Below are 13567 nucleotides of genomic sequence, written 5' to 3'. Positions count from 1 at the left end.
GCCCCCGTGCTGTGTTAGAAAGCAGCGTGGAACTGGACCGGTTGGATCGTGACATCATCGGGGCGCTCGTCGAGGACGCCCGCGCAACCTACGCCGAGATCGGGCAGCGGGTCGGCCTGTCCGCCTCGGCGGTCAAGCGGCGGGTCGACCGGTTGCGCGAGGCGGGGGCGATCACCGGGTTCACCGCCAGGGTCGAGCCCGCCGCGCTCGGCTGGACCACCGAGGCCTACGTCGAGTTGTTCTGCGCGGGCAAGACGTCGCCGTCGGAGATCGGGGTCGCCGTCACCCGGCATCCCGAGGTCGTCTCCGCGTGCACCATCACCGGTGAGGCGGACGCGCTGCTGCACATCAGGGCGACCGACGTGCGCCACGTGGAGCAGGTGATCGAGCGCATCGCCGCCGAGCCCTTCGTGGTCCGTACGAAGAGTTCCATCGTGCTCTCCAGGCTCATCGACGCCCCTCTGATCACATCACGCAACGAATCACCGTTCCTCGCCTGAATCACGCAAGGGACCTGCGGCAACGCGCAAGATCGGGCTATTGGCCCCGAATATGCCTCGTTTCTAGGCTGGTGCGGTCTTCACCGCGACGTCCTTTACGGGGTTCTCAATGACGAGGCACTACCTCATGTGTCGGCCTGACCACTTCGCCGTCGAGTACGTGATCAACCCGTGGATGGACCCGGCGGCGGGTGCCGACCGTGGGGTCGCGATCCGCCAGTGGGAGGGGCTCAGGAGCGCCTACGAGGAGCTCGGCCACCGGGTCAGCCTGATCGACCCGGTCGAGGGCCTGCCGGACATGGTCTTCGCGGCCAACGGCGCGCTGGTCGTCGGCGGACGCGTGTACGGCGCGCGCTTCACGCACCGGGAGCGGGCCGCCGAGGGACCCGCCTACCTGGAGTGGTTCACCTCCAACGGCTACGGCGCCGCGCGTGAGGCCGAGTTCACCAACGAGGGCGAGGGCGACTTCCTCACCCTCGACCACCTGGTGCTCGCGGGGACGGGGTTCCGCACGGACGTGGCCGCGCACAAGGAGGCCCAGGAGTTCCTCGGCCGCCCGGTGGTCTCGCTGCGGCTGGTCGATCCCCGCTTCTACCACCTGGACACCGCACTTTTCCCGCTAAACGGACATAACGTGGCATACTTCCCAGAGGCCTTCTCGGCGGGGAGCCAGGAGGTGCTCAGGCACCTGTTCCCCGACGCCGTCATCGCCACCGAGGACGACGCGGTGGTGCTCGGCCTCAACGCGGTCAGCGACGGCACCCACGTGGTGATCAACTCCGAGGCGACCGGCCTGCAACTGGAACTCAAACGACGCGGCTTCGAGGTCGTGCCCGTCGAGCTGTCCGAGCTGCGCAAGGCGGGCGGCGGACCCAAGTGCTGCACCCTCGAAATCCGGGGATAAAGCAGTCAGCAAGCACCAAAGGCAAGGAACGGCGAACGATCCGATGACAAGCACAGAAGAGTTCATCGAACTCAGTGAGCGCCGCAGCGCGCACAACTACCACCCCCTCCCCGTCGTGATCCACGAGGCCCAGGGCGCCTGGGTCACCGACGTCGAGGGCAGGCGGTATCTGGACTGCCTGTCCGGCTACTCCTCGCTGAACTTCGGCCACGGCAACCCGAAGATCATCGGAGCGGCCCAGGAGCAGCTGACCAGGCTCACCCTGACCAGCCGCGCCTTCTTCCACGACCAGTTCGCCGCCTTCGCCGCCGGTCTCGGCGACCTCACGGGCAAGGACATGGTCCTGCCCATGAACACCGGCGCCGAGGCCGTGGAGACCGCGATCAAGGTGGCCCGCAAGTGGGGCTACGAGGTCAAGGGCGTCCCGGACGGCCAGGCCAACATCATCGTGATGGAGGACAACTTCCACGGCCGCACCACCACGATCGTCAGCTTCTCCACCGACCCCGACGCCCACGACGGCTTCGGCCCGTACACCCCCGGCTTCAAGATCGTGAAGTACGGCTCGATCGAGGCGATCCGCGAGGCCGTGGACGCCAACACGGTCGCGGTGATGCTCGAACCCATCCAGGGGGAGGCGGGCGTGCTGGTGCCGCCGGACGGCTACCTCACCCAGGTCCGCGAGCTGTGCTCCGCCGAGAACATCCTGATGATCGCCGACGAGATCCAGTCGGGGCTGGGCCGTACCGGCGACACCTTCGCCTGTGACCACGAGCACGTCGTGCCTGACATCTACGTGCTGGGCAAGGCCCTGGGCGGCGGCGTCGTCCCGGTCTCGGCGATCACCGCGAACGAGGACGTGCTCGGCGTCATCAAGCCCGGTCAGCACGGTTCGACCTTCGGCGGCAACCCGCTGGCCTGCGCGGTCGCGAACGCTGTCGTCGAGCTGCTGCGCACCGGGGAGTACCAGGAGCGGGCCAGGGAGCTGGGCGCGGTGCTGCACGACAGGCTGCGCGCGCTCATCGGCAAGGGCGTGGTCACCGTACGCGGCCGTGGCCTGTGGGCGGGCGTCGACATCGACCCCTCGCTGGCCACCGGCAGGCAGGTCTCCGTGGCGCTGATGCGCCTGGGCGTACTGGCCAAGGACACCCACGGTTCGACGGTCCGCCTCGCCCCGCCCATCGTCGTCTCCGAGGAGGACCTTTTGTGGGCCGTCGACCGGCTCGCCGAGGCCCTTGCGGAGTTCGCGAAGTAGGGAATTCCTGGCTTCTCGGACGTCACCCCACGGCTCCGGACGATCTACGCTGGAGTGGATATCGCGTCGTCGCCGTGGGAGCCGCCTTCCGGGCCGCCCCAGGCGAGCGCGGACGGGGCAGGGGGACCGCGCGGCGCCGCGCGCTCCGGTGACGCTTGGGGGTTCGACAGGTGGCGGCGTCGGTTGGGGCCGGTCAGCGTTCTCCGAGGACGGAACCGGGCCCCGGCGCCGGGCCACCCCTGCGCGCGCGGCTCACCGGGCCGCTCGGGCTCCTCCTGGGCGCGCTCTCCGTGGCGGCCATGCTCGTCCTCGCGCTGCTGGGACCTTCGGCGGCGGTGCCCGAGTTGGGCACGGGCGTCCTGCCCTGGTCGCTGCGTCTCGACCCGCCGCAGACGCCGGTGATCCAGCTCGGCTGGGCCGCCCTGGTCGCCGGGGGGCTGGGGACGTGCGCGGCGCTGTACGCGCTGCGCCGCGGCTGGCTTCCCGCGCGCGGCCTGTTCGCGCTCGGCACGCCGATCGTCGTCGCCCTGCTGACGCTCGCGCCGCCCGCCGGGTCCACGGACGTGCTCAACTACGCGGCCTACGGGCGCATCGCCGCCCTCGGCCACGACCCGTACGTGACGCCCCCGGCCTGGCTGCACGGAACCGGCGACCCGGTCGGCGACCTGGCCCCGCTGGCCTGGCGTAACACCCCCTCGGTCTACGGCCCGCTGACCACCTGGGCGCAGTTCGCGGCCTCGCGGCTCGGCGGCGACTCGATGGCGGCGACCGTGTTCGCCTTCAAGGTCATGCTGGCCGTGGCGTTCCTGCTGACGGCGGTGATGCTCGACAGGCTCGCCGGTCCCTCACGAGCCCGGCGGGTCAGGGCGCACCTGCTGTGGAGCCTCAATCCGCTGATGCTGTGGCACGTGGTGCTCGGCGGCCACGTCGACGGGTTCGGGGCGTTCCTGATGGTGGCCGCCCTGTTCGCGCTGCGCAGACCGTGGATGGCCACGGGCCTGCTCTCCGGGGCGCTGCTGGGCGCGGCCGCGGCCGTCAAGGCGCCGTTCGTGCTGGCCGGGGCGGGGCTCGCCTGGGCCGTCAACCGCCGCCTTGGAACGCTCCTGACGCTGGGCATGGGCGCGCTCGCGACGCTCGTCACGCTGTACGCGACCCAGGGCCCGGAGGCGCTGGCGAACGTGGCCGGGAAGGTCGGCGACCAGTCGCTGGCCGACCCGTGGCGGGTGCTCGTCGGAGAGCTCGGCCCGCAGGCCGCCGAGCTTGAGGGGCGGATCGCCCTGGGCGCGGCCCTGCTCGCCGCGCTCCTGCTGTGCTGGCGGCTGCCGCGGGGACCCCATGACCTGCCCGCCGTACGGCTCGCGCTGGCGTGGTGCCTGGGCTGGCTGCTCACCTCGCCGATGCAGCACCCGTGGTACGACGCGATGCTGTTCCCGCTGCTCGCCCTGATGCCCGCCTCCCGGCTCGACGGGCCGCTGCTCGTCAGGGGCGTCGTCACCGGGCTGGTCTACCTGCCGGGCGCGACCGCCCTGCTGCGGCTGCAGCCGACGCCGCTGACCCGGTGGATCGCCGAGGTCTACCGCCCGTGGATCGCTCCACTGCTCTCCGACGCCGTCATCCTGTACGTCGTCGTGCTCGGCCTCGCGGGCGCCCTCGGCCTGCGCGCTTTGCCGGGGGTACGGCGGGCAGCCGTACCGGATCGGGAGCCCGCGCCCGTCAGCCGAGCGGGACCGTGGTGACCTCGTAGACGTCGTCCCCGGAGACCGTGGCGGTGTCCCAGCGGGCCTGGGGCGGCGTGGTGTCCAGGGACAGGGTGGCCAGGGCGTTGGAGAACCACGGGCCGTTGGTGACGCGCCAGGCGAACGGCGGCTTGGGGATACGCGCGAGCCGTGACAGCCAGCCGCCGACCAGGGTGGCCAGGCCGAACTGCGCGATGATGTTGGCCAGCCTGAGCGTACGGCTCAGCGGGTTGCGGATCGGCGAGCACACGAGCTGGTAGATGGGCAGCCCGTCGGCCTTGGCCACGTAGGAGTAGTGCACGTCGCCGGAGAGCAGGACGACCGGTTTGCCGACCTTCGCCAGCAGCGTGGACAGGTCCTCGAAGGAGCGGCGGAAGGCGGCCCAGTGTTCGAGGTCGACGGCCTGGCGCAGGGCCTCCGACCAACGGGCGACCCGCCTGCCCCAGGCTCCCTGGGCGAGTTCCTCGTTCCAGTTCTGGATGTGGTGGATGCCCGCGGGCAGCAGGAACGGCACCGAGGTGCCGATCACGAAGCGCTCCGCGCCCTCCCGGTCGAGCTGCTCGACGAGCCACTCCCACTCGACCGGGTCGATCATGCGCCGGTCACCGGGGGTGAGCTGCCTGGCGCAGCGGGAGTCGAGCATGATCAGCCGGGTGCCGCCGAGGTCGCGGGAGTAGCTCCACCTGCTGTCCACCGGGACCTCGTAGGCGTGCTCGGCGAAGGCGTCGAGCAGCTCTCCCCCGTCTCCCTCGGCGGCGCGCAGCTTGCCGAACAGCTCGTCGGCGGCGCGCTCGGCCGGGGACAGGTTGCCCAGGTGCTGGTAGACCCAGTAGGCGCCGAGCCCGGAAACCACCCTCCTGCGCCACCAGGGGACCTTGGCCATCTTCTCCCGCCAGGAGGCGGAGGTGTTGAAGTCGTCGCGCAGGTCGTGGTCATCGAAGATCATCGCGCTGGGCACTGTCGAGAGGATCCAGCGGATCTCCGGGTCGGTCCACGCCTGCCGGTACAGCTCGGCGTACTCCTCGAAGTCGGCGATCTCGGTCTTGGGCTCGGTGTCCCTGCGCGCGGCGACGAACTCCAGCATCTCGGCGGACGGCTCGTCGGCGTAGACCTGGTCACCGAGCAGCAGGAGCAGGTCAGGCCACTCCTCCCGGGGCCTGTCCACCAAGGCTCGGGCGTAGGCGCGCAGGACGTCCACGCCGTGGGAGATGGTGTGCGAGGCGTCGTGCGGCACGCTGGTCCTGCACGAGCCGAACATCACCTTTTTCGGGCCGTCCGGATCCAGGAACCGAACGTGACTGGCCGGGCGGTCCGGCTGCGGCCACACGGTCTCCCCGTCGAGGCGGACCTCGTAGGTCCCCTCCCCCGCGACGTCCACGACGGCGTAGTGGTGGCCGTGGACGGAGAAGGTCTCCGCGCCCGCCTCGACTCCGCCCACCTCGACGGTCACCTCGCACGGCGCGCTCGTCTCGACCCAGACCGAGGCGCCCGTGCCGTCCACATGACGCAGCAGCGGCCCGACCACAAGTTCCGGCACGTTCATCCCCTCAAGCCCATCGCGGAACGGCAGGTTCCCGCCGTTCCGAGGTGTGTCTCTGCCCGGCGGGCCATCCGGATAACGACTGTCCCATCACATTGGGGAAACGCACAAAAAACGGTCACCAGTCCGCAACGTATCCATCTTGGCACGGCAAAGAACCCATAAATAGTCTGATCATCACAAACCGCCACGAGTGGAGCAATGGCGCTCCGCTCACCACTGGAGGCCTGACCTCATGACCCTCACGGTGCCGTCAACGACGCCGGCGACCGCCCTCACCGGTCACGATCCCCTACGGAAATCCCCGCTCGACGCCGCCCTGCGCCGCCTCGACGAGACGGCCCTCCTGCTCGGCCTCGACGACGGCCTGCGCGCGATGCTCGCCACCCCCCGCCGCTCACTGACCGTCTCGGTGCCGGTCCGCCGCGCGGACGGCCGCACCGACGTCGTCCAGGGCTTCAGGGTGCAGCACAGCACCGTCCTCGGCCCGGCCAGGGGCGGCACGCGTTTCGCCCCCTCCGCCGACCTGCGGGAGGTCACCGCGCTGGCCATGGTCACGACCTGGAAACACGCGCTCGCCGGCGTGCCGTACGGCGGGGCGCGGGGAGGCGTGCGCGTCGATCCCGCGAGCCTGGAGGCCAGGGAGCTCGAACGGGTGACCAGGCGCTACGTCAACGAGATCATGACGATCACCGGCTCGGACGGGGAGGTCCCCGCCCCGGATCCGGACTCCGACGAGCGGCTCGCCGCCTGGATGGCCGACAGCCACTCGGTCCAGCACTCGGTCCAGCCTGCTTTTCCGGCGCCCGGCGAGGCCGTGGCCACGGCCTTCGGGGTGGCGGCGGCCGTGCTGCGGGCCTCGGGGACACGGCGGGGCCGTACGGTCGCGGTGCACGGATCCGGTGAGACCGCGCGGCTGACCGCCTCCCACCTGGCACGGGAGGGCTGCCGGGTGGTCGCGGCCTCCGGCGGGGAGGCGTTCGACGTGCTCGTGCTGGCCGCCCCGGTCACCGTCGATCAGGTCCGTCGCGTCAGGGCCCCTCTCGTGGCCGAGGCGGTGGACGGGCCGCTGTCGCCGGAGGCCGACCTGGTCCTCGCCGAGGCGGGGACCGTCGTGCTCCCCGACGTCCTGACCGGCGCGGGCGGGGTGCTCGCCTCCCGTCCCGACCTCGCGGGGCGGTGCTTCGACACGGTCGCGGCGACGGCGGCGGAGCGCGGGATCACCCTGCGCCAGGCCGCCTGGGCCGTCGCCGTCGGACGGGTCGCCCAGGCTCACGGCGCCCGGTTCTGACCTCATCTGCCCTGCTCAGGGCGCCTGCTCAGAGCGCTGCGAAGGCCCGGTCCCCGCTCGGGGCCGGGCCGTACGGCTCTGGCCGCCCCCAGGAGGGCGGCGGAGAGCTCAGGAGCGCAGCGCGGGGACGGCGGTGCCGTCGCGCTCGGCGAAGCGCTCAGCGAGCCTGCCAGGGGGTCCGGCGAGTCGCTCGGTCGGCGGTCGTTCAGCGGGCCCCTCGTTCAGGGCCTTGACCAGCCGTTCCAGCTCGCCCATGAGTTGTTCCGTGCGCTCGGTGCCGTAGGCGGCCTCGATCTCCCTGTGATGCTCGGCGATGGCGCCCTCGACGCGGGCGAGCAGCTCGGCACCACGGTCGGCGAGGAAGACCGCGACCCTGCGGCGGTCGGCCGGATCGTGGCCGCGATAGACGAACGCGCGGTCGATGAGCCGGTCGATCGCCTTGGTAAGCGTCGGATGCGGCATCAGGACCGTCTCGGCCAGATCCCCCATCGAGTGACCGCAATCGTCGGCGAGGGCACGAAGTATGCGCCACTGCTCGACGCTGACGTCCTCAGCGGTGAGCGCGGCGGCGAGACCCCGGTTGACACTCCGCTCAGCGCGGCTGAGCAGATAGGCCAGCGAGGATCCCAGCCCGGTCGTCACCATGTGAAGCTCCCGTCTGTATCCCGGGTGAGTAACGGGCCTCCCATACCCGTCCTTCAAGGAGGATACTCTGCAATGTGGCTGAAGCCATCACACCAGTGATCGAACCCCTGGAAGCGCAGCTCCTCCAAGGGGTCGCCCTACGCGTCGGGCTCGTGGTCCCCATCTCCGGGGTTCTCGGGCTTGTAGGCCCATGCGCGATCAACTGCGCCGTCCTCGCCTCGGACGAGGTAAATCTATCCGGCGGCATTCTCGGCAGACCGGTCGAACTGGTTCTCATCGACGGAGGACGGCCCGCGGAGGAGGTGGCCGCGGAGGTCGGGGAACTGGCGCGCGGCAAGGTGATCGACGCGGTCGTCGGCACCTGTGGCAGCGACGTCCGGATCGCGATCGTGCGGGCGCTCGGCGGGCGTCTGCCGTTCGTCTACTCCCCGCCCTACGAGGGCGGTGGCCGCTCCCCGGGTGTCTACTTCCTCGGGGAGACTCCGGAACGGCAGCTCAAGCCCGGCCTTGACTGGCTGATCGAGCTGCGGCGCGCGAAGCGGTGGTTTCTGCTCGGCAACGACTACATCTGGCCGCGCCTGGTCCACGGGGCCACCCGGCGCTATCTCGCCTCACGCGGGGCGACGGTCGTCGGCGAGCGCTACGTCCCGTACGGCAGGCCCGACCTGTCCAGGATCCTGGACCACCTGGTCGCCAGCAGGCCCGACGCCGTGCTGCTCAGCCTGATCGGCAGTGACCTGGTCGACTTCAACCGCGCCTTCACCGCGGCGGGCCTGGGTTTCCCCCGGCTCTGCGGGGCCCTTGAGGAGCACGGACTGCTCGGCATCGGCGGCGACGACACCGGCGAGCTGTACGGCGCTATGGGGTATTTCTCCAGCCTCGTCACCGATGACAGCCTGAGCCTGGGAGAGCGTTACACTCGCCGTTTCGGATCAAATGCGCCGTTGCTCAACGGGCACGGCCAGGGCTGCTATGAGGCGGTGCTGATGCTCGCGGCGCTCGCGAGACGCGCGGGAACCCTCCACGTGCCTGTGCTCGACGAGGTCGCGGACGGCACCTCGATCGTCACCGCGCGGGGACGCCTGACCCTCCAGGACCACGGTGTACGGCGGGGCGCCCACATCGGCAGGGCGGACGGTCTCGATTTCGACATCGTTCGTTAACAAGTTGCCTCTGCAAACTTTTCCTTTTCAAGGATTCGTCCTAAAGTGACGCTCGCAACATCTCTTTTAGGAGTCGTTCCATGACTACTGACCCCTCCCTGGAACAGTTCGGGTACCGGCAGGAGCTCCGAAGGACGCTGAGCTTCAACGACCTGCTGATCTACGGACTGATCTTCATGGTCCCGATCGCCCCCTTCGGGATCTTCGGAAGCGTCTTCCAGGCGTCCGGTGGCATGGTCGCGCTCGCGTACATCATCGGCATGGTCGCCATGGCCTTCACCGCGTTCTCCTACTCGCAGATGGCCAAGGCCTTCCCGATGGCCGGTTCGGTCTACACCTACGCGGGCCGGGGAATCGTCGGCCCCGTCGGCTTCATGGCCGGCTGGGCGATGCTGCTCGACTACGTCCTGGTGCCCGCGCTGCTCTACCTCATCGCCAGCCTCGCGATGGCGTCGTTCGTGCCGCTGCCGGTGTGGGCCTGGCTGCTGGTGTTCGTCGTCCTCAACACGATCGTCAACTACACCGGCATCCAGATGACCGCGAGGGTCACGAGGTACATGCTGATCGCCGAGCTCATCGTGCTCGCGATCTTCATCCTCATCGGCCTGTTCGCGCTCATCCAGGGCAAGGCGCAGACCGGCGCGTTGACTCCATTGTTCAACCCCGACACCTTCTCCTGGCCACTTGCCTTCGGCGCGGTCTCCGTCGCGGTGCTGTCCTTCCTCGGTTTCGACGGAATCTCCATGCTGGCCGAGGAGAGCAAGGTCGACAGCCACAAGATCGGCCGCTCGATGATCGCCGCGCTGGGCCTGGCCGGTGCCCTGTTCATCGTGCAGACCTGGATCGGCGCGCTGCTCACCCCCAACCGCAGCCAGCTCCTGAGCGGTGGCGACCCCAACGGCACCGCCTTCTACGACATGGCGGAGTTCGCCGGGGGCCACTGGCTGGGCATCCTGACCGCGGTCTCCACCGCCATCGCCTGGGGCTTCGCCAACTCCCTGGTCGCCCAGGCCGCCACCTCGCGTCTGCTGTACGCCATGGCCCGTGACCGCCAGCTCCCCGCCTTCCTGGCCAAGATCCACCCGAAGAACAAGGTCCCGGTCAACGCCACCCTCCTGGTCGCCCTCGTCTCCCTGGCCGTCGGTCTCTTCCTGGCCAACCGTGAGGACGGCATCGCGCTGATCAGCAGCCTTGTCAACTTCGGCGCGATGACCGCCTTCCTGGCGCTGCACCTGTCGGTGATCGTGCACTACTTCTTCAAGAAGGGCAGCCGCGACCTGTGGCGGCACCTGATCGCCCCGCTGATCGGGTTCGGCATCCTGGTCTACGTGGTGATCAACGCCAGCATCGCCGCCCAGGTCGTGGGCATCGTCTGGCTCGCGATCGGCCTGCTGGTGCTCGCCACCTTCTTCGCCTACGGCCGCCGTCCCCTGCTGGCCGCCCTCGGCGAGTCCCACGACGCCCCCCTGAAGTAGATCCTCCGCGACGCAAGCCGCACACCCCCCGCGTCACTCCCCCTTCCGATTCACGCAAGGACAGTAGATGCCCGAAATCTTTCTTGAGGTGGAGGAGGGTCTCACCTCGGCCCTCCCCGGCTCGGTGACGAACCTCGGCCGGACGGGTGTGCGGTGAACGTCGTCTCCTACCGGCCCTCCCCCGAGGAGCTCAGCTACACCTTCGGCGGCAGGCAGGCCGTCGGCACGGTCAAGCCGGGCACCATTCTTGAGCTGTACACCGAGGACTGCTTCGGCGGCCTGGTCCGCTCCGTCGAGGACCTGCCCTCACAGGTCTGCGAGTTCCCCTACCTGAACCCGGTGACCGGCCCCTTCCACGTGGAGGGCGCCCAGCCCGGCGACACGCTGGCGCTGCACTTCGTCTCCATCGAGCCCGCCAGGGACTGGGCGGTATCGGCGACGTTCCCGCACTTCGGGGCGCTGACCGGCACGCACACCACCGCCATGCTCACCCCGCCGCTCGACGAGGTCGTCTGGCGTTACGACATCGACGTCGCGGCGGGGGTGGCGCGTTACCACGCCCGTAACAGCGACTTCACTGTCGAGTTGCCGCTCGACCCGATGCACGGCACCGTCGGTGTCGCCCCCGGCGCCTCCGAGGCCCGGATGACGATCACCCCGGACGCCCACGGCGGCAACATGGACACTCCCGAGTTGCGTGCCGGGGTGACCGTCTACCTCGGTGTCAACGTGGAGGGTGGCCTGTTCGCCGTCGGCGACGGGCACGCCCGCCAGGGCCACGGCGAGGTGTGCGGCACGGCCGTGGAGTCGGCGATGAACACCGTGGTCGCGGTCGAGCTGATCAAGGGCGTCACCACCCCGTGGCCGCGCCTTGAGGACGACACTAGCCTGATGTCGACCGGCTCGGCCCGCCCGCTTGAGGACGCCTACCGGATCAGCCAGCACGACCTGGTCACCTGGACCTCGGAGATCACCGGCCTGGAGACCCTGGACGCCTACCAGCTGGTCAGCCAGATCGGTGAGGCGCCGGTCGGCAACGTCTGCGACAGCAACTACACGATGGTCGCCAAGCTCCCCAAGGCCTACCTCGGTGGGCGCGGCGGTGTCTACGAGTCGGCCCACGAGCGCCTGCGCGACCTGGGCCGACAGTACCTCGCCCAGCGCTGACGGCGCGGACCGAGGGAAAGAGACGTCCCGCGCCGCGCACCGCCGGGGTGTGGGGCGCGGGACCCACCTGGAGAAACCACAGGGCCGGTCCTCTCGGACTCCGAGAGGACCGGCCCTGCTCCTTGCTCAGCCCGCGGCTCAGCCCGCGGCTCAGCCCGCGGCTCAGCCCGCGGCTCAGCCCGCGGCTCAGCCCGCGGCTCAGCCCGCGCCGGGGACCGTGACGTTCTTCTCCTTGAAGCCGAAGCCGTTGCCCGTGGCCTGCCGCTGCAGCTCGCCGAAGACGTTCTGGCTCTCGTCGAGGTCCTTCTCCGTCGCCGTGCCGCCCTTCAGCTTGTTGGTCAGGGCCGCGAAGCTGTTGCTCACGCTCTGCACCGCACGGCACAGCGTCGGGTTGGCCTCGGCGAACCTCTTGGCCACCTTCAGCTCGTGCAGGGCGAACAGCCCGGCGATCGCGGCCTTCACGAAGGTGCGCTTGCGCTTCTCCGCGCCCTCCTTGAACCCGCCGGAGCGCAGCGGCTTGTAGATGTAGCGGTGGAAGGCGCCCAGCGCGAGCCCGGCGTGCAGGGCGAAGCGCGTCTTGGCGAACCGCTTGGTGTTGCCCGTGGTCGGGCAGGCCGAGTCGTCCCCGGAGACGGTCGGCGACGGCGCGATCCCCGCCCCCTGGGCGCCCGCGGGCGCGCTGGCCCGTACGTCGGCAGCCGGGGCCTCGGCCGCGGGAGCCGTACTCGCCAGAGGCGCCGTGGCGGAGGGCGCGCCGGTGCCGCAGCCGCCGGCCAACATCACCGCCAGGAACACCGCGGTCAGGGCGGCGCCCGATCGAGCACTCCGCTCAGTCACTTCTCCCCCTCGCTGGAAATCCGTGACGTCACGGCCGGTCTCCGCACGGGGGGATCGTGGATGCCCGGCAACCGCCACAGACAGGATGAGACGGCTTTTCACCGCCCAAGGCATCGTCTCCTACCTTCAGCCGGAAAAGCGGCATCGACACACCCGGGAAGGCTCATCCCCCGCAGGCGGCCACGATCTCCTCGCACAGGGCGTGGGTGAGCAGGGCGTCCCGCGCGTCGAGCAGGGTCCCGGCCCGGACGGCGCCGAGGAACTCCAGGCAGGAGCGCTCGATGCCACGCTGACGGGAGACGGGCGTCCAGTCGCCGCGCCGGGTCAGGACCTCGGCGCCCGCGTGGTCGATCACGTCGGAGAGGTTGACCACCCGCCGTTTGACGCCCCCGCCCAGCACCTCGACCGTCTCCTCGGCGCCGCCGCTCACCCTGCTCATGATCCCCAGGGCCGTGAAGCCGTCCCCCGACAACTCAAGCGTCACGTGTTCGAGCAGGCCGCCCCTGACCCTGGTCCTGATCCCGGTGTGTTCGACGGGCCCCGGCACCAGGAACCTGAGGGTGTCCACGACGTGGATGAAGTCGTCGAGAACCGCCACCCGGGGGTCCTCTGCGAGGTCCGCCCGGTTCTTCTGCATCACGACCAGGTGGCGCGGCAGCTCAAGCAGGTCCGTGTACGGCGGCGCCCAGCGGCGGTTGAACCCGACGAACAGCGACGTCCCCCTGTCGCGTGCGAGCCGTACCAGACGCTCGGAGTCCGCGAGCGCGTAGGCGATCGGTTTGTCCAGGTAGACGGGTATCCCCGCGTCGAGCAGCGGTTCGGCGATCTCCACGTGGGCCCCGGTCGCCGCGTGCACGAAGGCCGCCTCGACCCCGGCGTCGATCACCTCGCCGACCGAGGTGAGACGGCCGGCGATCCGGTGGGCGTCCCCGAGGCGGTCGAGGACGGCGCGGTCGCGGGTGCACAGGTGCAGGTCGAGGCCGGGCAGCGCGCTCAGCACCGGCAGGTACGCCTTGCGCGCGATGTCCCCGAGGCCGATCATGGCGATCTTCAT

The 13567-nt window shown here is 70.3% G+C and carries 12 protein-coding genes; 8 read left to right on the top strand and 4 right to left on the bottom strand.

Annotation, left to right across the window (positions count from 1 at the left end):
- Nucleotides 1-26 precede the first annotated feature (26 nt).
- The 4 genes from FHS44_RS26995 (at nt 27) to mptB (ending at nt 4395) form a co-directional block, all read left to right on the top strand.
- Nucleotides 27-500 (top strand): Lrp/AsnC family transcriptional regulator, encoded by a 474-nt coding sequence (locus tag FHS44_RS26995; RefSeq protein ID WP_184719563.1) that lies wholly within the window; start codon nt 27-29, stop codon nt 498-500.
- Between the two features lie 109 nt (nt 501-609).
- On the top strand, nt 610-1404 hold the full coding sequence (gene ddaH, locus FHS44_RS26990) for a dimethylargininase (protein ID WP_184719561.1): 795 nt from the start codon (nt 610-612) through the stop codon (nt 1402-1404).
- A 43-nt stretch (nt 1405-1447) separates the two neighbouring features.
- On the top strand, nt 1448-2659 hold the full coding sequence (gene rocD / locus FHS44_RS26985) for an ornithine--oxo-acid transaminase (RefSeq protein WP_184719559.1): 1212 nt from the start codon (nt 1448-1450) through the stop codon (nt 2657-2659).
- Nucleotides 2660-2829: 170 nt separating this feature from the next.
- Complete coding sequence (mptB, locus tag FHS44_RS26980) at nt 2830-4395, top strand: polyprenol phosphomannose-dependent alpha 1,6 mannosyltransferase MptB (protein WP_184719557.1); 1566 nt, start codon at nt 2830-2832, stop codon at nt 4393-4395.
- Here the strand turns inward: mptB and FHS44_RS26975 are convergent.
- Nucleotides 4373-5932, bottom strand: a complete 1560-nt coding sequence (locus FHS44_RS26975) for an alkaline phosphatase D family protein (RefSeq protein WP_184719555.1) — start codon at nt 5930-5932, stop codon at nt 4373-4375. The genes mptB and FHS44_RS26975 overlap by 23 nt on opposite strands.
- 238 nt (nt 5933-6170) lie before the next feature.
- Here FHS44_RS26975 and FHS44_RS26970 point away from each other — a divergent pair, with 238 nt between their 5' ends.
- Nucleotides 6171-7226, top strand: coding sequence for a Glu/Leu/Phe/Val family dehydrogenase (locus FHS44_RS26970; RefSeq protein WP_184719553.1), 1056 nt, complete (start codon nt 6171-6173; stop codon nt 7224-7226).
- A 108-nt stretch (nt 7227-7334) separates the two neighbouring features.
- Here the strand turns inward: FHS44_RS26970 and FHS44_RS26965 are convergent, their stop codons facing one another.
- Entirely contained in the window at nt 7335-7871 is a 537-nt protein-coding gene (locus tag FHS44_RS26965) for a MarR family winged helix-turn-helix transcriptional regulator (protein ID WP_184719551.1), read from the bottom strand.
- A gap of 74 nt (nt 7872-7945) precedes the next feature.
- On the opposite strand from FHS44_RS26965, the gene FHS44_RS26960 reads away from it, so the two are divergent.
- The 3 genes from FHS44_RS26960 (at nt 7946) to FHS44_RS26950 (ending at nt 11676) form a co-directional block, all read left to right on the top strand.
- The gene (locus FHS44_RS26960) at nt 7946-9034 is read left to right on the top strand and encodes a substrate-binding domain-containing protein (protein ID WP_184719549.1); all 1089 of its coding nucleotides are present in this window, start codon (nt 7946-7948) and stop codon (nt 9032-9034) included.
- Between the two features lie 80 nt (nt 9035-9114).
- On the top strand, nt 9115-10509 hold the full coding sequence (locus FHS44_RS26955; RefSeq protein ID WP_184719547.1) for an APC family permease: 1395 nt from the start codon (nt 9115-9117) through the stop codon (nt 10507-10509).
- A 153-nt stretch (nt 10510-10662) separates the two neighbouring features.
- Nucleotides 10663-11676 carry an acetamidase/formamidase family protein gene (locus FHS44_RS26950; RefSeq protein WP_184719544.1) on the top strand — a complete coding sequence of 338 codons (1014 nt, stop codon included), beginning with the start codon at nt 10663-10665 and terminating at the stop codon, nt 11674-11676.
- Between the two features lie 198 nt (nt 11677-11874).
- On the opposite strand, the gene FHS44_RS26945 is transcribed toward FHS44_RS26950, so the two are convergent.
- Both FHS44_RS26945 and FHS44_RS26940 read right to left on the bottom strand, forming a co-directional pair.
- Nucleotides 11875-12513: a hypothetical protein gene (locus tag FHS44_RS26945; protein ID WP_184719542.1), complete on the bottom strand. Its 639-nt coding sequence runs from the start codon at nt 12511-12513 to the stop codon at nt 11875-11877.
- Nucleotides 12514-12676: 163 nt separating this feature from the next.
- Nucleotides 12677-13567: a Gfo/Idh/MocA family protein gene (locus FHS44_RS26940; protein ID WP_184719540.1), complete on the bottom strand. Its 891-nt coding sequence runs from the start codon at nt 13565-13567 to the stop codon at nt 12677-12679.

This window comes from Streptosporangium saharense, from assembly GCF_014203715.1.
Classification (GTDB): Bacteria; Actinomycetota; Actinomycetes; order Streptosporangiales; family Streptosporangiaceae; genus Streptosporangium; species Streptosporangium saharense.
The sequence above is the reverse complement of the archived record's forward strand: the minus strand, read 5'-3'. Positions and strand labels throughout refer to the sequence as shown.